This window comes from Nostoc sp. TCL240-02 (genome assembly GCF_013343235.1).
Classification (GTDB): Bacteria; Cyanobacteriota; Cyanobacteriia; order Cyanobacteriales; family Nostocaceae; genus Nostoc.
Genome location: NZ_CP040094.1, coordinates 4,562,942 through 4,581,788, shown reverse-complemented (window position 1 = coordinate 4,581,788; position 18,847 = coordinate 4,562,942). Strand labels below are relative to the sequence as shown.

The window sequence follows — 18,847 nt, the reverse complement described above, 5'->3', positions numbered from 1 at the left end:
GGAGTACATCTGACGAAGTAATGCAGGGAAATGACCGAACTATATAAGGCTGGAATCATTGAGGTAACAGAAGCAGAAGATGAAGATGAAGATGAAGATGAAGATGAAGATTTATTTGAAGTTGCGGTGCATTTTGACGGCGATATTTTTCTTCCCAACGTCGTTTTTGCAGGCAAAGACCACGCATTGCGGCAAGCTAAAAAGCTCTATGATTGGCTAGAAGCTAATCATAAAGAAATCAAGGGAGAGCAACTGCGTTGGCAATCATACACAGTTAATCGTGAATCTCTAAGAGAGTATCCAGCCTGCTATTTACCTTACTACTATTCAAGGTATGAACAAAGTTTAGAAGTTTTAATTTTTGAGCGAGACCAAGAAGCCATTGCTTATGGTTGGTTGAGCGCTGAACCTTTACCTTACTATATGGATAAAGAAGATGGTTTGGTAGTTCTTGGAGATATTTCAGATGATGCTGTGCTTGCTGGTTGGCATAAAGCTATTGATATACGCATTCATATTTACTCTTTTATCTACCAGTCAAATAGCAGTCACAAGCTTTAATAATCAGTTGACAATTAGGAGCTTTAGGTGCAGCGAAAAATCGAGTTAAAAAGAGGTGTTGATAATACATCTGTTGAAGCCTATTTGGTAGATTTAGTCCAAAGACATATTGATGATTATGTCAATTATTGGGTAGAAAGCTTAAGGTTATTTAGTCAAGAAGATAAATACTGGGATTGGATATTCAAATTAAGATACATTTCCAATCAAGAAAATCTTGAAGGTTACGCAATTGAGTGCGAAAACAAAACTCAAGGATTAATGATAATAGAAACACAAATGCACGGTTCTCGGTTAAATGTTGGTAAGAGGCTAGTTTATGTTGATGGTATTGCCACTGCCCCCACTAACCGAATGGAAATTCAGCGTCCGCCTCAATTCAAAGGTGTTGGTCAAGCACTATTAAATTTCGCAAGAATTAGAAGTGTTGAGTTAGGGTATGAAGGTAGAATTGGGTTGCATTCCTTACCAAGGTCTGAAGGATTTTACGAAAAACAAAACATGTTGAACTGCGGTTCGGAAGAAGAATATGATAATTTAGTCTACTTTGAGTATGGTGTATTGAGACGAAGATAAAGTCCGATCGGGTAAAATTTTATGAATCATCAACAGCAAAAGGATAATTCTGAGGCAAACGAGTCAATAACAACCCAAGAAGCTATAGATTTACTTTTTGGTGAAGGATGGCTCGAAGAGGCTGTTTGCATCGAAGATGAAGCAAATTGCACGATTGGCGCTGGTTTGGATTGGGGTAATGCATTACCACCTTTAATGCTCAATCTTCCTTTATTTGGTCGTCTATCAACGCTGCGTGTATCTCTCAACCGCGAAGTCAGGCTAATAATTGAAACATGGGATTTAGGTATAGGTACAACTTCTGCGACAGAGACTGCAAGGACACGCATTAAAGAGCGGTTGCTATCTCCTACGCCTGAGTTAATACCTCACTTGGAAGCTACTTTGTTGCAAGATGATTTATACGGTGAAGAGTTTATATCTAACCGCGAAGTCCTCAAATCGCTACTTGCAGTAGTTCTTACTGATTCTGATAGAGAAGAAATTGCAGAGAAGGCTGCTAATTCAATACGCACACAAGTTATGTCACAGGTGAATTTTTCCGGAAAACTTTCTGCGTAAATATAATCACAATAATATCGGGTCAAATTAAATCAAAATTAGTTTTCTGCAACCCAAAAGGAACTGATTGATGACTGGTAAAAACCGCAGTCGCTATTCTTCAAACTGGGATACTATCGCACTTGAAGTCAAATCAAAATCAGACTGGAAATGCACGCGCTGCGGTATGCAATGCTTACGTCCAACTGATAAAAGGGATGGGTTAAATCGTAGAGAACGCAGCATTAAAACATTAGTGGTTCACCACCGAAATTATACGCCCGAGGACAATCGAGCAGAAAATATCGCGGCTTTATGCAGCGGTTGTCATATGCTGTTTCATACGCGCAGACGGGGAAATGTATCGCCAGGACAACTATCTTTGTGGTAGAAAAACTAGTAGTTTAAGACAAATCAATAGTAGATAGTTATGATAATGGAAAAAGATAAATATTATCTTTATAATTCAAGATAACAACATTTGCTGACGCAACAACTTCGTTGAAGCAATTGAAGTTGTATAGACATGAAAACTACTACGAGTTCTAACCCAAAAACTAACCAAAAATTAGTAAAATCTGCACAGCAAATTCAAAAAAGAAGCACCTTCATAAGCGAAGCAGATTACTACGAGTACGAAGCAGAATTAGCACAAGAAAAATCAGACTACTATCACTTGCAGTACGGATACTAAATTCAATCTCCCTTCAAGCATCAACTCTTCTTAGTCAACAACTAGTAGCAGCTAACTGCTAGTTGTTTTTTATATCAAAAGTAAATTATGACTCAAGCAATTGAACGCGAAATCAACCAACTCACTCTCAAAGAATTAAGCCTAGATGCTGCTAAACTTTGGTCACAGATAGAAGAAGCAAGCGAGTTAGGCGAACAGGGTAATGTAGAACAACTCTTACAAGAAGTTATGGGTGTTCAAGATGGTATCGAAACCAAAATCGATGCGATCGCCTGGGTAGTTGACCAGTTAAATCTTGACCTTGAAACCTGGGAGGAAAGAAAAGCGCGAGTAGCCGAACTCCACGACCGGGTAATTTCACGTCGCAAAACTCAACTTGAACAAATCAAGCACACCCTTATCCACCTACACGAGATTGGATTAATTAGTGACAAAAACATCGGTAAAGAAAGGATAATTGAAATCAGGGATAACCCACCAAAGGTCGCTAAATTACTAGTAGAAGTAGATGATGAAGATTTTCCTGATGAATTTAGAGTTATTAAGTACCAAGCTAATAATAAGGCAATTCTTGAAGCTTATAAATCTGGTAAAGATATTAGCAATCTTGCCGAGGTAAGTATCGGGAAGGGGAGCATCTCACTTTTTAAAGTGGCTCAAACTGACAATAATCCATTGAGGTAAGCACAGCGATGGGCTAGGACTTGAGGCACATTTTCTCGTTTCCATTGTGCCCCGGAAATTTTTGTTCGACGGTCAACCTGTTTAACGGCAGATTCAACTGAACCTGAACCAATTGAACAAATTTCTTCAGCTTGATAATATTCGTAGTTGATAATGCGATTGCGATGCTTATCAAGATAACGGCAAAAGTTTTGTACTTGTTTGCCTTTACAATCTGTAAATAAGGCAATAGTAGCCTCAACTTGGCCTTTCCATAGTAGATTTTGTGCTTGTTTCAAGCGTTTTTGTGAACCCCCAACTTTGTGGAGGTTTTCTATTAAATGGAACCAATCAAGTATTTCTCGACGTTGTGCATCAGGTGCTAATTGGTCAATTATATTCCAAATGCCGTCATGTCCATCACCAATACAAGTGAGTGGGCTAGCCAGTGGTTGGTCATTAACCCAATCAATCACAATCTGATTATTCTGAAATGAAGTTCCCAAGATTCCGAGATGATGTAAGCTAATTGCTTTATAGCCAAGCCATGCACATATTTGACCTTTAGGAGTTCGGACACGGATGTTTCCACCATCGACGCTTAATTCTTCAATTGTCTGTTCTGGTGTTGGCAACTCAAAATTCTGGCGATGCACTAATCTCTGTTGACTGCTGTGAGAAACCTCTATGCCCGTAAAATACTTGATGTCTGATGCCGCATCTTCATAGCTGACATTCGCACTTACCCTCAAACAACAAGTTTCTAGATATGGACTCAGTTGAGTACTTGGTGCGACTTCTAATTCAATGGCTTGTTTGCTCGTTATTGCTAACTCTCCAAGAATGCTTTTGAGCCGTCGTTGGTATCCTGCGGTTGTCCCTGTAATCGTTTCGATAAAAAAACCCCTACTTCTGGCATAACATGCTTCTGCATTTGACTCCGCACTGCTTCTTCAATTGCTGCAAGATTTGTGAGCTTTTCTTTTGACGTATCTTCATACAATATTTTAGCAATCGCCTGAATATGTTTTTGAAGAGCTTGCTTTTGTTCTGGGGTCATCGGTAAGTAAATACACTCGTCTTACCTATCCTGACTGATTTTCGTCTTCTTTGCAAAAAACTGGGATGCTCCCTGAGAGGAGTGATAATTAACATCTCGTTTTCTATCCTGACATCAACCAGTTTCTTCTCTGCCATTAAAGAAGAAACAAGCGATAATTGTTCAGACAATTCGAGTGTTCGTTGTTCAATATAGGTAGTAAAATCCGTCGCTACTGCCACAGGTATCGTGTGAGAAGAACGCATTGACTGCCATGCGTTATCTGCTAACAGATAATCCTCAAAATCTTGGAACTGCTTCGAGCCTGCTACCCAAATATCCCCAGAACGCAAACCACTGCGTAACTCAGCTAAAGCACACATCTCATAGTAGTGACGGTCAATAGTATCGCCCTTAATTATGTGTTTTAACCAACGAGGTTTAACGAAACTAATATCCGCAGATTCCGGCACTTTTCGACCGCCTGATATATTTAATTCTTTAATAACTTCCAAAGCTTTTATCACTGGTAAACTGGCAGACGTAGCTTTAAATTCAAAAGCTTCTAACAACTTTGGTGTATAACGTCGCAACTGTGAATAACGGTTATCAAGCAATTCAAGATAATCAAAATCTGCGGGTCTGGCTAGTTTTTCAGCTTCAGCAACACTACTAACAAATTTTTCCCAATCTAATACAGATTCAATCGCTTGATAGGCATCATTGGACTCATCTCTAGCTGCAATTAATGCCTTGCCTACTTGAGCATACAATCGAACTTTCTCATTAATTGCTTTGCCATCACGTTGAAACTTATCGCCATGTTGATGCTCACTTTTATTAAATAACTTACCCATCATTTTATCGTGCATACCTATGGCATAATCGACCAATGACGCGCTCCATTCAATGAGAAAAGCAACTAAAATAGCATAGCGTCTCAATTCATCCAACCTAGATAGGTGAGCAGGCGTAGACTTCGCGCCAATTCTAGTAAATTGCAGCAGACGATTTTGGTGTACTCGTTTCAAACATTCTTCTTCGAGATGAAGATGGCGAATAAACTCTAGTCGTTCCACTAATTTTAAAAAGTTTCTCGGATTAGCTTGACCTGGTGGTTGACGCAGCCAAATTAAATCAGTTACCTTTTTATCAGGCTCGACAACTAATAACTTGTCTAGTGCTGTCTTTTGTAATGTTGTTAAACTTTTAGTTAACTCAAGACATACTAATTTTTGAGCGCGATTTCTGACTTCCCAGGCTAGACGTTCTACTGTAGAAATAGCTGGAATAATAATTTGACGCAAGCGCATCTCATCAATTAACGCTCCCACAAGTGCCATCCCTTTATCTGAGGATATGGCAAATGGTAATAACCATTTTGAGAGTTTTTTGTATATAGATGTATTAAAAGTATGAAATCCAAAATTATTTTGAATTTCTGTTAAATGTTCGCGTCGAGTTGTATCCCTTTGGGAATATTCTGTTATTATTGCTGGGTCAAGTTTTAATTGAGATGCAATATAAAATAGTACAGATTCCGGTACTATTTCTCCTAGATTCCAAACACGACCGGGAAAGCGTAGGTAACACAACTGTACGGCAAAACCCAGACGATTATGTGGTCTACGACGCTCTTTAATAATTTTGAGTTCGTCATTACTAAAAGTATAGTAGCGAGCTATATCTCTTGTGGTAATAGAATCGGGAATTTCAGTAAATTGTAGTCGCTGTGCTGGAGATAAAAGTTCGCGCGTTGCCAATTAAATACCTGTATATTTGATTTCAAGCAGTAGTTTGATTTTGTTTGTAATTCGCGCCGCAGTAAGGGCAAAATTTGAATTTCAGCGACATAATTGGTTCATTGCAACTAACACAGCGATTCCGTAAGGCTGTACCACAAGCAAAGCAATACTTTGACCGTAAGTCAGTCCACATGGGGTCAGGGGTAGTTCCTGGAGTCCAACATTTGGGGCAAAACTTGAGTGAAGTTATGGTTTCTGGAGAGACTTTCTTAGCTGCTGCATCCAAGTACTCTGGTGGTATCCCCAACGCCGAAGCCAGACCACCTTTAGCCTTTTGATTGAGCCTTGAAGTTTGTCCACCTTCAATTTTGCGGATGGTCTGGATATGTATCCCCGCTTTGAAACTCAACTCTTTTTGGGTTAAACAAAGATGACCTCGCAATCTCTGGACGTAATTAGCAAGCCCTTCTTCCCCCGTGGGAAGCGTCGAATGTTCTGTTATCACTATCAAAATATATCTAAAAGTATATTTATTAATAATAAATATATATCTACACTTTTATTCAAATAAATTGCCAAAAGCTCTCTAAAGTAATGATAACTTTAGCTGCTTTAACCACCAAGTTTTTAGAACGTCCAGGACTAGCCAAAGGTACTCTGCGTTCTTATGAGTCTACGATTCTCCCCTTACTCAAGGAATATGGGCGATGGTCAATAGAAATCATTGACAGACAAGTTTTGATGGAATATCTCAATCATTTAACCGATGTTTCCTATACTACACACCACCGTCATCAAGCTGTAATCACGGCTTTATTCAACTTCGCTGTTGATATGGGATATCTCAAATCCAATCCAGTTGCGGGACTTGCAAGACGCAAACCCATTCGAGAGCAAGGAGAACATGCTACGGATGAGGCTGTACGTTACCTTACTCAACACCAATTAAGTATCCTGTACCGTGTCATCAAAAAAGATGTTCGTTTGTCTGCATTGGTGCGTTTGTTGCATACTAGTGGCGCTAGGATTGCTGAGGTACTGGCTCTAAATTTCGATGACATAGACCTCAAAACCCGGAAATTTCAGGTTGTTGGGAAAGGCAACAAGCAACGGTGGTGTTTTTACAGTGAAGTAGCTTCTCAAAGTCTAAATCACTACATTAAATATTATAGACACCCCAACCATACAGCACTATTTACGGCTCAACAACCAAAAACTTTGGCTGTCTCCCGTCTGTCATACCGGATGGCGCATAAATCTTGGAAAAGCTTAATTGAGAACATTCCAGAACTCCAGGGGATTCGACTTCATGACCTTCGACATACTTTTGCTACAGAGCGAGTGGGATTAATGGGCATTGAAGAACTCAGGGCGCTCATGGGACATGAAAGCATTCAGACAACATTACGGTATCAGAAAGTCACGTCAGGGCGCGCCGAAGAAGTAGCACAATTAGCGTTTAAAAACTTACCAAATTTCTCAGAATAATTTTAGTATATAGCTTAATTATGTGGATATAAAAAACACTTTTTTTCCTAATTCCTACCAAGGTGCAGGGAATACATACTACTCTGCACCAACAAAATAAGGATAATCAACCACTTAGACAAAGTATCAGCCATCGCACTGAAAAACAATAAAACAAGATTATCCATCAAGTGACGATAAGGGAATTATGGAATATTACGTAGTTGAAACATATTGCCATCAATTGAGATGCTTTTTATACAAGATAAAAAGAAGTGTTACCAGTCATGACAGCGTTATTTTGATTTCAGATAGCTATGAGTGTTGCAAAGAGTTTGTTAAATCTCAAAACTAGCCAAGTTACGAAAAAGGAATTATGTATTTAAACGAGAAAACAGGTCAACCCTGCACAATAATTGAATACACCATAGCAAATGCACCTTCTTGCTTAGTTGAGTATGCCGACAGTGTGCTTAAAACGGAGCATTTCGCGAATTTGAAGAGAATTAGGGAAGTTGTAAAATAGGAATTAATTATGGGCAATCTTGAAAACTATCCTGTTTTTGAAATTACCGTTACCGAAGAAGATGGAAGTTTTTATGAATCGTTTATTACGTATGTTGATGGAGATTTATTTCAATGCTTGAAAATTTTAGATTATCCTGAAGACTGGGAAATTGATACAGAAGAACTATCAAAAGATACGCCAGATGTGAAGTGGTATTTATGCGAATCTCAAATGATTGAACTTAATTGATAAATACTATCTCTCAAGAGAAAAATTATAAAGTCAGGAAAGTGGGTAAAAGAAAATTAAAACCCGGCGATCGCGTAACTTTTGAATCGCACGATGAACAATGCCAACCCTTTCAGCAGTCTGGCACTGTAAAGGAGTATGTTTATCCACATTTTCACCCAAATGGGTACATTGAGGTCGTGGATGAAGTCGGTGATACAATTCTTTACGGAAATGCAGATAAAGGGATTCAGAAGGCGAAATGACAAAATGGAGATTTTGAAATTTTGTACAATCATCTCATCAAAGCATGGATTTATACAATGAGAATTACTGAGATTTACGTGAGGAATAACTGTTTAGTATTTTGCACCGATGATGGATGTAAATCAATTTATCATTTATCAAATATTGTTGTAGACACAGGCTTATCAATAGATTCCCTCTCTGCCGAAAAACTATCAGAATCAAGAGTACAAGAAATTATTGAAGCTGAAGGCGAACAAATATCAATAATTGAAATTAAAGGCTTAATTGGTAGATTAGAAAATGCGGAAAGTTGCCTTGATGCTAATTATAATGAAGCTTCACACAGTTTTCGCAACGGGGACAAACAGCAGAGTCCCCTTGGCGACTAGCACTAATATGTGTAATGCAGTTTGTGGAAAATTTATCAGACCGACAAGCAGCAGACGCAGTGCGGGCGCGAATTGACTGGAAATATGCCTTAAGCTTACCGTTAACAGACAGTGGCTTTGATTTCTCCATTTTATCTGAGTTTCGGACTCGGTTGGTGAACTCTGGTATGGAGCAAAAGCTACTGGACATACTTTTGAGCCAGTTACAGTCAAAAGGACTATTAAAAACCCATCGACGACAGCGCACAGATTCGACTCATGTGCTGGCAGCAATTCGCTCCTTGAATCGACTAGAAACATTAGGAGAAGGAATGCGTTCTGCCCTCGATAGTTTAGCAGTAGCTGTGCCAGAGTGGTTAACTGCCCACATTCAACCAGATTGGTTTGACCGCTACGGTCGTCGTGTAGAAAACTATCGCTTACCTAAATTGGATTCAGAGCGAGAAGCTTTAGGCAGTATGATTGGCGCAGATGGATTAACTCTACTAGAAGCAATTTATACACCAACATCGCCAGATTGGTTACGCCAACTGCTTGCGGTGGAAACTCTTCGTCAAATCTGGGTACAGCAATTTTATGCCCCACAAGAAGATGGGTTGGTAAAATGGCGTAGCGTCAAAGATATGCCACCCTCAACATTGGCAATTCACTCTCCTCATGATGTCGAAGCGCATTATAGTTCCAAGCGCAGCGTCAATTGGGTTGGCTACAAAGTGCACATGACGGAGATTTGTGACGAAAATAGCCCTCGTTTCATTACAAATGTTCACACGACGCTATCTACTATTACTGATGAGCAGGCAGTCCCACCGATTCATGAAGCACTAGCTCTTAAAACATTGCTGCCAAAAGAACATTTAATGGATAGTGGGTATACTGCTGCTGAGTATTTGGTCAACAGCAAGACTGATTATGACGTAGAAATAATTGGGCCAGTGCGACCAGACCCCAGTTGGCAAGCGAAAGCAGGGCAGGGATTCGATACAACTAATTTTGTAGTGGATTGGGATAATAAAGTAGTTACTTGTCCACAAGGGCATAAAAGTACCAAATGGATACCAAGAAAAGATGTCAAAGGTCAAGCTATCATTGACATTCGATTTTTGGGTAGTACTTGCCGAGCCTGTCCAGTACGTTCACAGTGTACCCAATCAAAAACTCAACCACGGGAGTTAAGTCTTCAGTCTCAAGCACGTCAAATTGCGCTCCACTCACGGCGAAAACAACAGCAGACACCCGAATGGAAACAAACTTATAACCAACGTGCAGGCATAGAAGCAACACACTCACAAGGTATACGGCGTTCCGCACTACGTCGCTCTCGCTACATCGGATTGGTTAAAACTCATCTTCAGCATATTCTGATTGCTACAGCACTGAATTTAGTCAGGTTGGATGCTTGGTTTAGTGGGATACCCTTTGCCAAAACTCGATCGTCTCGCTTCAAACAGCTACAAAATATACCTTCTTAATTAAAAATCAAACTATATATCCCGTGTATTACATGGAAAAATCTTCACACACCTCGTCGGTGTAATACACGGTTGATTTGGGTGGTAAAAGTTTGTAGACTTTCCGTGTAATACATGGGTAAGTTTGATGAAAAAGGTCAAAAGGGATATTCAAGGTAAGTTTACACTCAAAAATGATGACTATCGTGAAGTACGTTCTTTGCGACTAACAGATGATACTTGGAAGAGGTTAGGTATTGTTTCTGAATGTTTGGGATTAACCAGAGCTGATTATTTGGAGGAAATAATTCAACAGGAGTCTTCTCCATGTAATACACGGCAAAAACAAGGGATTATTCAATTATTAACATCGACAGAATTGGAACCTCAACCAAGTATTACACGGAAAAACTCAGAAGTTTTCACTCCCATTCGACCAGAAAACGAACTTCAACCGCGTATTACACGGCAAAGCGAGTTTCATCAAACATCTGATACCGCGATCGCCTTTGGCACTGCGCGGAGCGCAATCGCAAAAAACGCTCCGCAGCCCATCACCAACCAGGAAACTGGATTGTCTGTTGCATCTTTAGAAATTTTACGTGACTGTATTTTGTCTGAACTGAAGTTGGGTAAGCAAGCACCTGGGTATAAAACTGCTCAGAAAGCTCTTAATCGGTTTATTTCTGAACTAATCGGTTCAGTTTAGCTGTTTGGGGAATTCGCCAACAGTGTCTTCGCTGTATTTACGCCAAGTTACACCTATAGGAAGCTCAATCTCACTTACGGGTGTTATTGAAAAATGGGTGGCTAAGATGCTTATGGAGGAAGGCTTTTAGCTTTAGCGTACAATTTTCCCGTTTTGGCACGGTGATGCCCATAACGCACATTTAACGGTAACGCTTGAATGTTACGGCATTCGAACACAAAGTCAAACCCAAGATGCCATTGTTGTGCCGGAACTGCGAACAAATCTGCAACTACGTAGTTGACAGTTGAATTGGGAAATCGCTCTTGACACCAAGCGATCGCTGTCGGTGAAATATCAAAGGCAGTTACCTCAAATCCTAGAGAAAGCTAAAGCTTCAGCATCATCTCCCAAACCACAACCAATAACTAGCGCCTTTTGCTGTGAAGCGAACGGTTGATGATTCGCCAGCCAATCTTGCAGATAAGGGTGAGGAGCTAACTTGGCCCAAGGAATTTTTGCTGTATCACCTTGAGCTTTGGCATACAAAACTTCAAACCACGCTGATGGCTCTGATTTTTGTTGTGCAACGCTTGCTAACTGCTTAACATGAAGCTGTAAATTTTCAGATTGTTGTTCAAACATAAAACTGACCTTTGACGAAAAATTGGCGCAAACGTTATGTGGCAATGCTATATTCGCTACGCCCCCCCGTTTATGACGAATTGCTGTTAGTAGCCCTGTATTTCTTAAAACAGCCCCCCATTTGCTAATAATAGCTAGTAATGCTAGATTTCGTTTATTTGCAATACTTCAGGGTAATTTATGAACAAGGGTGAATTAGTGGATGCTGTAGCAGCAAAGACCAACATCACAAAAAAGCAAGCTGATGAAGTCATTAGTGCTTTTTTGTCAGTAGTTATTGAAGCTGTAGCGAATGGAGAGAAGATAACGCTGGTAGGGTTTGGATCATTCGAGCGACGCGAACGCTCAGAACGTGAAGGGCGTAATCCCAAAACCAATGAGCCAATGACTATCCCAGCGACCAAAGTACCTGCATTTTCTGCTGGAAAGCAGTTTAAAGAAAAAGTAGCGCCATAGATGAATTGCTTTGCCACTAGCAATCCAATCACTGCAAAGTTTTAGCGTTCGTTGTTCTCAAGGCAGCGTGAGGCAACGTTAGAGGGAACGTGAGTGTTGAATTGCAGATGTAAAAAAAGCGCGGCGCGATCGCTGCATTTATTTTGGGCATTCTGAAAAGATAGCGTTTACTGAATATTGCCATGTTTAAAGGATTCGGTGGCCCAAAGAAAAAATCAGTACTTGAGGACAATGAACTGACCACAGGGATTGTTCAACATCCAGTTACGGGACTTTGGCAGACATGGATATCATTTACAGGTAATGATATTCAATGTATTACCGCCCATACCAATCGAGATGATGCTGACCGGGTAGCGAAACAAATTGCTGATGCTTGGAGTGAGGGGAAATACAAAACCCAGGAAGAGGTAACAGCTTTTATCCAATCACTGCCGACTGATGCTGTCATAGACCCATTACCCCAAAATATTGTGATGCTAATTAAGTCAGCAGGCATTAAGCGCAAGGAAGTAAGAAAGGGCGATGGCTTTACAGAGTACGTTCAATTGCTGCCAAATTGGGCATTTCAAGGAAGACCGTGGGTTTAGGAATCTGGATCGATGCAGGTGAGATGCTCACAGCCAAAAGCTTGAGTCATCATTGCAGCTAGCTGTTGAGAAACTTGTCCATCAAAATTGAGTTTGAGTATGATTTGGTCATAGGTTTGTCCCTGGGTTATCTGCTTTGCTATTTGCTCAAACTCTACCCAAATCAAATCACTCTCAACAAATGCTTTCGCAAGAGTAATTACCAGCTCCTCATAATCATTGTCTTCCAATTTTGTCATCATTCGGTGTTCAATGTGAAGCGAATCATCGAAACAGTAATACCAGGATTTCGGTTGCTGTTTAACCACCTTTCGGAAAAAATCTTGTTGTTTGGAAAGATTAACAGCGCGATCTGCTTCACTACAGACCATTAAAATAGGAGCGGAAACACAGCCTTGAGCCTTTTCTGAAACTTCCCCTGCCAACTGAAGAAATATCCGTAATGCCTTGAGACAAAAACCTTTATAACCAAAATTGCCAGATGCGTCTTTGTTAAACCATTCAAAGTAAATTGGTAGGATTTTGATAAGTTGATCTAATAGTGAGTAACGGCTAGCTAAATAAGGGGTGAATAATAACCCTCTTCTGTCACTTTCCGAGTATTCTGAATAAAAGGATTAAAAGAAAAAACTCTCTTCAGGTAAGCAGGGCAATGGATGTAGAATTACAAATCCTAAAACATTTGGCAAGAGATGCCCAGCCAACAGTTGCGATCATAGATGAATATTGTGCAGAGTATAAAGACCTGTTCAAAGAAGTAAGAAATTATGAATGCTTCAAATATTTACATTTAGGGATAATTGCACCAATAAAAAGAAAATCATTACCAGAAATAGCCAAAGTAGTAAGTATAAACTCGGCACAGTCATTACATCATTTCATAGCCTATTCAGATTGGTCAGCAAATAAATTAAAGAGCCGAAGATTAGATAAATTAAAGAAAGCATTAAATAGTCAGGCGATAACCGTAGTAATAGATGAAACTGGAGATAGGAAAAAAGGTAAAAAGACAGATTATGTTGCAAGACAATATCTAGGGAGTGTAGGAAAAATAGATAATGGAATAGTATCAGTCAATGCTTATGGAGTTTATGAAAATGTAACATTTCCATTAAGTTTCAAAGTATTTAAACCGAAAGGGACGCTCAAATCAGGAGATAAATATAAAACCAAAATAGAGTTAGCGTCAGAAATTATTACAGAATTAATAAATGAGGGGTTTAATATTGAATTAGTATTAGCCGATAGTTTATATGGTGAAAGTAGCAAATTCATCAAAAAGCTCAATGAATATGAATTAGCTTATGTTGTAGCAATTAGAAGTAATCACGGAGTCTGGCTACCAGCTAATCAGAGCGTTAGAGCTCAACAAGTGGTGCAAATTTGAGAGAACATTTAGTAATAAAAAATCCGAAATCAGATATATCCGAGAAATAATTTATGGTAAAAAAGAGCCATAACTTACTGGGAAATAACTACTGATCCAGAAACAATGCCGGATAATTCCACTTCATTTGTCATGACGAATCTTCAAGGAAATCTCAAAAAAACTTTAGGCGATTTATATGGATTAAGAACCTGGGTAGAATATGGGTTTCGACAATGTAAACAGGAACTCGGCTGGACAGATTATCGCTTGACAAATTTTCAACATATAGAGAGATGGTGGGAAATTATTTTTTGTGTTTACACAATGATTAGTCTAAATTCCCCAGCCTTTTTAGCCTTAAATCAATCTCTTCAAATTGAAACTGAGGTGATAGGTACTAGTTATGTTAATTGTGTAGATTTTTCTCATCATCAACAATGGAATCATAATTCTGGATGGAAGAATACTCTTAATAATCTTCGTTTAATTGTCCAACCTCTTTTACTATTTTGGCTGATTTATCCCTGGTTAGATATTTTTCCAAATTCTCATTTATTGCTAGGATTTAATCATTTAATTTGTGCCATGAACCAATTTAAACCCTTTTTTGCTTCTGGATGATTTCACTTATTTACTACTTGCTTATCTCGGAGAGTGACAGAAGAGGGATAAAGTGCTGTCAATCTCCTGGGGATGCTCTAAAGCTAACCAAGCAGCTAAAGTTCCACCTGTTGACAATCCACCAATTACAACTTGTTGACCTAGTGTTTTTGCAATCTGCAACCATTTGAGAAGAAATTGTTGATATATCTGAATATCTGTTGGGAGTGGTGGGGGATTTTTACGACTCCAGTTTCCTGAGCGTCCATGACCGGGCTGTAAAGGAATTAGAACGTTATGTCCCTTGTTAAAGAAGGCTTGACCAAGCGGCTCAAACTGGTAGGGTCCTGCTGTAAAACCATGCAAAAACAAAAAAACTTTTGACGTGAAGTAAGGATGAATTAAAAATTTGGAGCGACAGGCTTCATTTTTCAGACCTGGTGTGGACTCTAATTGGTGAACTTGCTCTAGAATTTCTACTGTATTTTGAATGCTAACTTTCATTTATGACTTATTTTGTTCACATATATAGTTCATTTTATTGATTAAGTAGTTACTTCAAATCTAGCAGAGGACATATTCTGCTTAGTTTGTCAGAAGTAAGAAACATTTTTTATTATTGGGTGGCTACCGGGATGCCTGCAAATTGGGACAGGTTGTAAATAAATATTGCAGAAAATGCCTTGTTTATTTACGCACTTTACCCAAAAATGATGTTGGAGTAATTAAAATCTTCTATACTAAAACCAAGATTTTACCCCTTTTCATCTCCTCACTTCCGCACTATTATCATTTCCAATAAGACTATTTTGAGTATTTTAACTGGTTGACAAAAGGGCAATTAAATTATGATATTTCTTGATTTAAACACATATTCTTAGTGCCATTAGCAATTTATCCTTGTTGTTGATTCAAGGCATTGGAGTGTACTTAACTTTATAGTTAACCTTTTAGCTGGGCTGGTCGCTTACACCTACCAAGAGAAGAAACCTTCTTTGGATATTAATCCTAAAGATTTGCCTGCTTTACCTGCGGTAGCTTTTTAGCTTCGTCGAAATCATGTAGAGATAGTATCGAGTCTTTCTAGAGAAGAGTCATGACGCACTATCAGAGCGAGAATTCCACCAACTAACAGTGCTGCCGCCATTAAAAGCAGCCCTCCGGTAAAACTATTAGTGGCATCTTTAATTAAGCCGATAACGTAGGGAGCAACAAATCCTCCTAAATTGCCTACAGAGTTAATTAATGCTAAGGAGCCAGCAGCAGCAGTACCACTTAAAAAAGCAGTGGGTAAAGCCCAAAATGGTCCTAAAGCTCCCCAAATTCCCAGTGCTGCCAACGAAAGGGACGCTAGCGCAGTCACAGGCTCATGAAAGTAAGCACTCAAAACTAGACCAAATGCGCCAATAAAAGCTGGGATAGCCACATGAGCGCGGCGTTCTCCAGTCTGGTCTGAGTGGCTACCAACAAAAACCATTCCAATCGCACCTACAAGATACGGAATAACTGAAAGAAATGCCACCCATAGGTCACTTAATCCAGAAAAACCTTTAATAATTTGTGGCAGCCAAAAACTAATACCATAAAGACCAATTACTAGTGTGAAATAAATCAGGCTCAGTAACCAAACTTTAGGATTGACAAGAGATTGGAGTAAAGTGTAACTCTTGTGCCAAGTTTTGTGTTCGTTTTCTAGCCGTAATCTCTCCTGGAGCCATAAACGCTCTTCTACTTCCAACCATTGAGCTTGCTCTGGACGTTCGCAGAGATAACTCAGCACCACAAAACCCATAAAGATGGCGGGTAAACCCTCTACTAAAAATAACCACTGCCAACCGGCTAATCCCATAAATCCATGTAGAGTCAGCAGCAGACCAGAAAGGGGCGCTCCCACAACCCCAGCGATGGCAGTTGCTGTCATAAATAACGCTACGGTTTTAGCGCGTTGAATTGTTGGGAACCAATAAGTGAGGTAAAGAATAATCCCAGGAAAAAAGCCAGCTTCGGCAATTCCTAATAAAAAACGTAATAAGTAAAAGCTCAAAGGGCTTTTAACAAACATCATACTTGCGGCAATTACGCCCCAAGTTATGACAATCCGGGCAATCCAAACCCTAGCACCAATTCTTTCTAGGATAAGGTTGCTAGGAATTTCAAACAAAAAGTAGCCCAGGAAGAAAATCCCTGAGCCGAAACCATAGATTGTGGAACTAAAGCCCAAATCGTGATTCATTTGCAAGGCGGCAAAACCGACATTAACCCGATCCAAATAAGCAATGATATAAAGCACAAATAACAAGGGAATCAGCCGCCGAGTTACCTTGTTTAATACCTTTCGCTTGAGCGTTTCATCTGGTGCCATCTCACTTGTCCAATTTTATTCCTTGCGGTTGCTGTTATTTCAAAGTCAAGCCATTCCTGCGGTGGGTTGCGCTTACGCCTTTAAGCAGGGTAAGGTTTCGTCTACATTGATTGCTCTACTTTTAAAGACAGACTACAGTATCAGATGCGGCTTTGTTACATGAATGAAAAAATATCCCAATCACAGCAAGTTTTTTTCCACTACTGCAATTACAAAATTAACACGTAGTGTAGTACTTTTGTTGAGTCAATGGTAAAGGCGTGGATTGCTTTAAGCAACGATTGTCACCCCTTGCATCGATGTACTTCAAACTCTGCACATACGCCCTGATTGCTTTACTGACTGCTATTCTCAGTGTAAATTTGGATTTACCCAGACTAAAGATGGGTGCAATACTTCTCGGGTTTTGGGGAAAAGGGAAAGAAAAAACCTTTAACCCAAACCCAGTAACCTTTACCCCAAAACCGATTCCGAGTTAAAAATGCACAAAACGAGAATTATTGAAGAGGGGTGTGGGAATCTAAAGAAAGTATTAAGAGAATACCCAGATAAAAACTTCTTTTGATAGTTACAAATCAAAATCAAGGCTGAATGTTTCACCATCAGAATCCTCTTCTTCTTCCTCTACAAATAGAGTTGAAGACCTTGAGGGTAGTTTGTTCAACTCAGTATTAATCGGTGGAGAAGCTAAAAGTTGTGCAGGTAATCCAGCCTTAATGAAAACAAAATAGCAATCAACTATAAAGTAAAGCGTGTCCAGATAACTTTTATCTAGTTTTTGTGATTCTGCAAATATGCGCTCTCGGTAATTATCTTTGAGGCGAACTTTTTCCGGTGCTAAGTCAAGTTTATCTGCCATTGTTATAACTTCACTTAAGAGATGTAGTAGTTGAATTCTTGCTACTGATGGTCTTTGCTATCTCTAAAAGCCCAAAGACATTGGCTTCTACTGGATTGTCCAGGATTTTAAACCCATTTTTCTCTAAAAGCTTCTTAAATCCTGGTAACAGGCAGCCTCCACCAATCGCCCAGATTTCATCCCCCTGGTGCTTGGCATCAAGCGTCAAATTCACCACTTTCTTCAAGTATTTTTCATACCAGTCTTTCAAACACGCACTGTATATGTCTTTGATATCGATGTCACGGCTGTATCGGGTATGCCCCATTTCCAGACAAAATCGAATCTTGGAAGCATCGCCAATTTTTCCGCCATTTAAATGTTTCATCTTCTGGGAAATATCATCGATGAGAACTTCTACACCTATGGGGTAGGCAGTATGAACTTCTCGTTGACCCCGGTTGTAACGAGAATATAGGGTTGTACCATTGCCAAAGTCTAAAATGGTTAGTTTTTTTGGTAGTTGATGCCCAAATAATGCACCCATACCCTCTAGTACCACTTTCAGCACTTCTACTTTTACTTCTGATTGCTTGCCAGCAAGTATTGGCTGATATTCTCCATTGAGTACTTTTTGCAATTCGTTAGCCAGACCGACATCATGTAAGCTGACGACCAATTTTAAATGCCAAGCCTTACGGTGTGGTAGATGTGCCAATGTACCCAATAAAGTCAACAACGCATTATTGACTTTATTTTCATTATTGTCTGTGTTGCGGTCAAAATAATTTCCTGTCCGGTAAGCTGATTCTCCGACTGTGTAAGCACTACCGTTAAAAACTACCCGTCCGGGCACATCTTCCATCTCGGCTGTTGAAATATAGCTCGGCACACGGATGACTTCAAACCCTTCGACTAAAAGTTTTAGGCTTCCGTAACCGTTATCGAAACCCGCCGGAAAAATTTTTTGCAAGGTGTGAATATTTGACATAGGCTCCAAGGTAATACGCTTTGATTTGTGAAAGTTATCTGTTCAAGTGATCTGCAAGAGTATGGGAGAAAGAGAGTAGGAGAGCAGGGGAGCGGAGGAGAGAATTAAAACAGTTCTTAGTGTTTACTATTTACTGTTCAAAATGGAGAACTCTGATCTTCAGCAGAATAATTAGTTTTTCTTACACCGATAACTAAT

At 39.5% G+C, this 18,847-nt stretch carries 21 protein-coding genes and 3 pseudogenes; 14 read left to right on the top strand and 10 right to left on the bottom strand.

Annotated elements, in window-relative coordinates; translation table 11 throughout:
- Positions 1-30 precede the first annotated feature (30 nt).
- From FBB35_RS19640 to FBB35_RS19620, 5 genes are all read left to right on the top strand, one after another.
- A complete protein-coding gene (locus tag FBB35_RS19640) occupies positions 31-561 on the top strand; it encodes a hypothetical protein (protein ID WP_174711023.1) in 531 nt (176 codons plus the stop codon).
- 27 nt (positions 562-588) lie between these two features.
- Positions 589-1,137 carry a GNAT family N-acetyltransferase gene (locus FBB35_RS19635; protein ID WP_174711022.1) on the top strand — a complete coding sequence of 183 codons (549 nt, stop codon included), beginning with the start codon at positions 589-591 and terminating at the stop codon, positions 1,135-1,137.
- Positions 1,138-1,158: 21 nt separating this feature from the next.
- Complete coding sequence (locus FBB35_RS19630) at positions 1,159-1,698, top strand: hypothetical protein (RefSeq protein WP_174711021.1); 540 nt, start codon at positions 1,159-1,161, stop codon at positions 1,696-1,698.
- A gap of 505 nt (positions 1,699-2,203) precedes the next feature.
- Positions 2,204-2,371 (top strand): hypothetical protein, encoded by a 168-nt coding sequence (locus FBB35_RS19625; RefSeq protein ID WP_174711020.1) that lies wholly within the window; start codon positions 2,204-2,206, stop codon positions 2,369-2,371.
- Positions 2,372-2,458: 87 nt separating this feature from the next.
- On the top strand, positions 2,459-3,055 hold the full coding sequence (locus FBB35_RS19620) for a siphovirus Gp157 family protein (RefSeq protein WP_174711019.1): 597 nt from the start codon (positions 2,459-2,461) through the stop codon (positions 3,053-3,055).
- Here the strand turns inward: FBB35_RS19620 and FBB35_RS19615 are convergent.
- From FBB35_RS19615 to FBB35_RS19605, 3 genes and pseudogenes are all read right to left on the bottom strand, one after another.
- A protein-coding gene (locus FBB35_RS19615) for an ISKra4 family transposase (protein WP_174708235.1) occupies positions 3,028-4,094 on the bottom strand; the annotation gives its coding sequence in 2 pieces (ribosomal slippage) (positions 3,028-3,938 and positions 3,938-4,094; 1,068 coding nt in all). The two genes, FBB35_RS19620 and FBB35_RS19615, sit on opposite strands and share 28 nt — an antisense overlap.
- Positions 4,095-4,155: 61 nt before the next feature.
- Positions 4,156-5,836, bottom strand: a pseudogene (locus FBB35_RS19610) (DUF4158 domain-containing protein); the annotation flags it as partial.
- A gap of 22 nt (positions 5,837-5,858) precedes the next feature.
- Positions 5,859-6,326 (bottom strand): zinc ribbon domain-containing protein, encoded by a 468-nt coding sequence (locus FBB35_RS19605; protein WP_174713711.1) that lies wholly within the window; start codon positions 6,324-6,326, stop codon positions 5,859-5,861.
- Positions 6,327-6,412: 86 nt separating this feature from the next.
- Between FBB35_RS19605 and FBB35_RS19600 the strand changes: the two genes are divergently transcribed.
- The 6 genes and pseudogenes from FBB35_RS19600 to FBB35_RS19575 all read left to right on the top strand — a co-directional run bounded on the left by FBB35_RS19600 (position 6,413) and on the right by FBB35_RS19575 (position 10,819).
- Positions 6,413-7,306 carry a tyrosine-type recombinase/integrase gene (locus tag FBB35_RS19600; protein WP_174711018.1) on the top strand — a complete coding sequence of 298 codons (894 nt, stop codon included), beginning with the start codon at positions 6,413-6,415 and terminating at the stop codon, positions 7,304-7,306.
- A 514-nt stretch (positions 7,307-7,820) separates the two neighbouring features.
- A complete protein-coding gene (locus FBB35_RS19595; protein ID WP_174711017.1) occupies positions 7,821-8,042 on the top strand; it encodes a hypothetical protein in 222 nt (73 codons plus the stop codon).
- A gap of 41 nt (positions 8,043-8,083) precedes the next feature.
- Entirely contained in the window at positions 8,084-8,287 is a 204-nt protein-coding gene (locus FBB35_RS19590) for a hypothetical protein (RefSeq protein WP_174711016.1), read from the top strand.
- Between the two features lie 57 nt (positions 8,288-8,344).
- A complete protein-coding gene (locus tag FBB35_RS19585) occupies positions 8,345-8,659 on the top strand; it encodes a hypothetical protein (RefSeq protein WP_174711015.1) in 315 nt (104 codons plus the stop codon).
- Positions 8,623-10,131 (top strand): annotated as a pseudogene (locus FBB35_RS19580) (IS1182 family transposase); the annotation flags it as partial. The gene FBB35_RS19585 and the pseudogene FBB35_RS19580, both read left to right, overlap by 37 nt.
- Before the next feature lie 127 nt (positions 10,132-10,258).
- Complete coding sequence (locus tag FBB35_RS19575) at positions 10,259-10,819, top strand: hypothetical protein (RefSeq protein ID WP_174711014.1); 561 nt, start codon at positions 10,259-10,261, stop codon at positions 10,817-10,819.
- A 110-nt stretch (positions 10,820-10,929) separates the two neighbouring features.
- On the opposite strand, the gene FBB35_RS35830 is transcribed toward FBB35_RS19575, so the two are convergent.
- Positions 10,930-11,139 carry a hypothetical protein gene (locus FBB35_RS35830; RefSeq protein WP_368041849.1) on the bottom strand — a complete coding sequence of 70 codons (210 nt, stop codon included), beginning with the start codon at positions 11,137-11,139 and terminating at the stop codon, positions 10,930-10,932.
- Positions 11,140-11,170: 31 nt separating this feature from the next.
- On the bottom strand, positions 11,171-11,443 hold the full coding sequence (locus FBB35_RS35825; protein ID WP_368041780.1) for a hypothetical protein: 273 nt from the start codon (positions 11,441-11,443) through the stop codon (positions 11,171-11,173).
- Between the two features lie 180 nt (positions 11,444-11,623).
- Here FBB35_RS35825 and FBB35_RS19565 point away from each other — a divergent pair, with 180 nt between their 5' ends.
- Together FBB35_RS19565 and FBB35_RS19560 are read left to right on the top strand one after the other, a co-directional pair.
- Positions 11,624-11,899 carry an HU family DNA-binding protein gene (locus FBB35_RS19565; RefSeq protein WP_174711013.1) on the top strand — a complete coding sequence of 92 codons (276 nt, stop codon included), beginning with the start codon at positions 11,624-11,626 and terminating at the stop codon, positions 11,897-11,899.
- Positions 11,900-12,081: 182 nt separating this feature from the next.
- Complete coding sequence (locus tag FBB35_RS19560; RefSeq protein WP_174711012.1) at positions 12,082-12,489, top strand: hypothetical protein; 408 nt, start codon at positions 12,082-12,084, stop codon at positions 12,487-12,489.
- Here the strand turns inward: FBB35_RS19560 and FBB35_RS19555 are convergent.
- Positions 12,486-12,914, bottom strand: a complete 429-nt coding sequence (locus FBB35_RS19555; RefSeq protein ID WP_174711011.1) for a hypothetical protein — start codon at positions 12,912-12,914, stop codon at positions 12,486-12,488. The two genes, FBB35_RS19560 and FBB35_RS19555, sit on opposite strands and share 4 nt — an antisense overlap.
- Before the next feature lie 227 nt (positions 12,915-13,141).
- On the opposite strand from FBB35_RS19555, the pseudogene FBB35_RS19550 reads away from it, so the two are divergent.
- Positions 13,142-14,479: pseudogene (locus FBB35_RS19550) on the top strand (IS701 family transposase).
- Between the two features lie 21 nt (positions 14,480-14,500).
- Here FBB35_RS19550 and FBB35_RS19545 read toward each other — a convergent pair.
- The 4 genes from FBB35_RS19545 to FBB35_RS19530 all read right to left on the bottom strand — a co-directional run bounded on the left by FBB35_RS19545 (position 14,501) and on the right by FBB35_RS19530 (position 18,649).
- Positions 14,501-14,962 (bottom strand): carboxylesterase, encoded by a 462-nt coding sequence (locus FBB35_RS19545; RefSeq protein ID WP_174711010.1) that lies wholly within the window; start codon positions 14,960-14,962, stop codon positions 14,501-14,503.
- Positions 14,963-15,515: 553 nt separating this feature from the next.
- On the bottom strand, positions 15,516-16,820 hold the full coding sequence (locus tag FBB35_RS19540; RefSeq protein WP_174711009.1) for an MFS transporter: 1,305 nt from the start codon (positions 16,818-16,820) through the stop codon (positions 15,516-15,518).
- Between the two features lie 568 nt (positions 16,821-17,388).
- Positions 17,389-17,679: a hypothetical protein gene (locus tag FBB35_RS19535; RefSeq protein ID WP_174711008.1), complete on the bottom strand. Its 291-nt coding sequence runs from the start codon at positions 17,677-17,679 to the stop codon at positions 17,389-17,391.
- Between the two features lie 10 nt (positions 17,680-17,689).
- Positions 17,690-18,649 (bottom strand): ParM/StbA family protein, encoded by a 960-nt coding sequence (locus tag FBB35_RS19530; protein ID WP_174711007.1) that lies wholly within the window; start codon positions 18,647-18,649, stop codon positions 17,690-17,692.
- Positions 18,650-18,847: the final 198 nt, after the last annotated feature.

What these genes read in the sequence shown, in the direction of transcription:
- FBB35_RS19595 (WP_174711017.1), top strand. Translation starts at nt 7,821, where the DNA reads ATGGGCAATCTTGAAAACTATCCTGTTTTTGAAATTACCGTTACCGAA.
- FBB35_RS19565 (WP_174711013.1), top strand. Translation starts at nt 11,624, where the DNA reads ATGAACAAGGGTGAATTAGTGGATGCTGTAGCAGCAAAGACCAACATC.
- FBB35_RS19540 (WP_174711009.1), bottom strand. Translation starts at nt 16,820, where the DNA reads ATGGCACCAGATGAAACGCTCAAGCGAAAGGTATTAAACAAGGTAACT.
- FBB35_RS19600 (WP_174711018.1), top strand. Translation starts at nt 6,413, where the DNA reads ATGATAACTTTAGCTGCTTTAACCACCAAGTTTTTAGAACGTCCAGGA.
- FBB35_RS19625 (WP_174711020.1), top strand. Translation starts at nt 2,204, where the DNA reads ATGAAAACTACTACGAGTTCTAACCCAAAAACTAACCAAAAATTAGTA.
- FBB35_RS19575 (WP_174711014.1), top strand. Translation starts at nt 10,259, where the DNA reads ATGAAAAAGGTCAAAAGGGATATTCAAGGTAAGTTTACACTCAAAAAT.
- FBB35_RS19530 (WP_174711007.1), bottom strand. Translation starts at nt 18,649, where the DNA reads ATGTCAAATATTCACACCTTGCAAAAAATTTTTCCGGCGGGTTTCGAT.
- FBB35_RS19640 (WP_174711023.1), top strand. Translation starts at nt 31, where the DNA reads ATGACCGAACTATATAAGGCTGGAATCATTGAGGTAACAGAAGCAGAA.
- FBB35_RS19620 (WP_174711019.1), top strand. Translation starts at nt 2,459, where the DNA reads ATGACTCAAGCAATTGAACGCGAAATCAACCAACTCACTCTCAAAGAA.
- FBB35_RS19545 (WP_174711010.1), bottom strand. Translation starts at nt 14,962, where the DNA reads ATGAAAGTTAGCATTCAAAATACAGTAGAAATTCTAGAGCAAGTTCAC.
- FBB35_RS35825 (WP_368041780.1), bottom strand. Translation starts at nt 11,443, where the DNA reads ATGTTTGAACAACAATCTGAAAATTTACAGCTTCATGTTAAGCAGTTA.
- FBB35_RS19585 (WP_174711015.1), top strand. Translation starts at nt 8,345, where the DNA reads ATGAGAATTACTGAGATTTACGTGAGGAATAACTGTTTAGTATTTTGC.
- FBB35_RS19630 (WP_174711021.1), top strand. Translation starts at nt 1,159, where the DNA reads ATGAATCATCAACAGCAAAAGGATAATTCTGAGGCAAACGAGTCAATA.
- FBB35_RS19560 (WP_174711012.1), top strand. Translation starts at nt 12,082, where the DNA reads ATGTTTAAAGGATTCGGTGGCCCAAAGAAAAAATCAGTACTTGAGGAC.
- FBB35_RS19535 (WP_174711008.1), bottom strand. Translation starts at nt 17,679, where the DNA reads ATGGCAGATAAACTTGACTTAGCACCGGAAAAAGTTCGCCTCAAAGAT.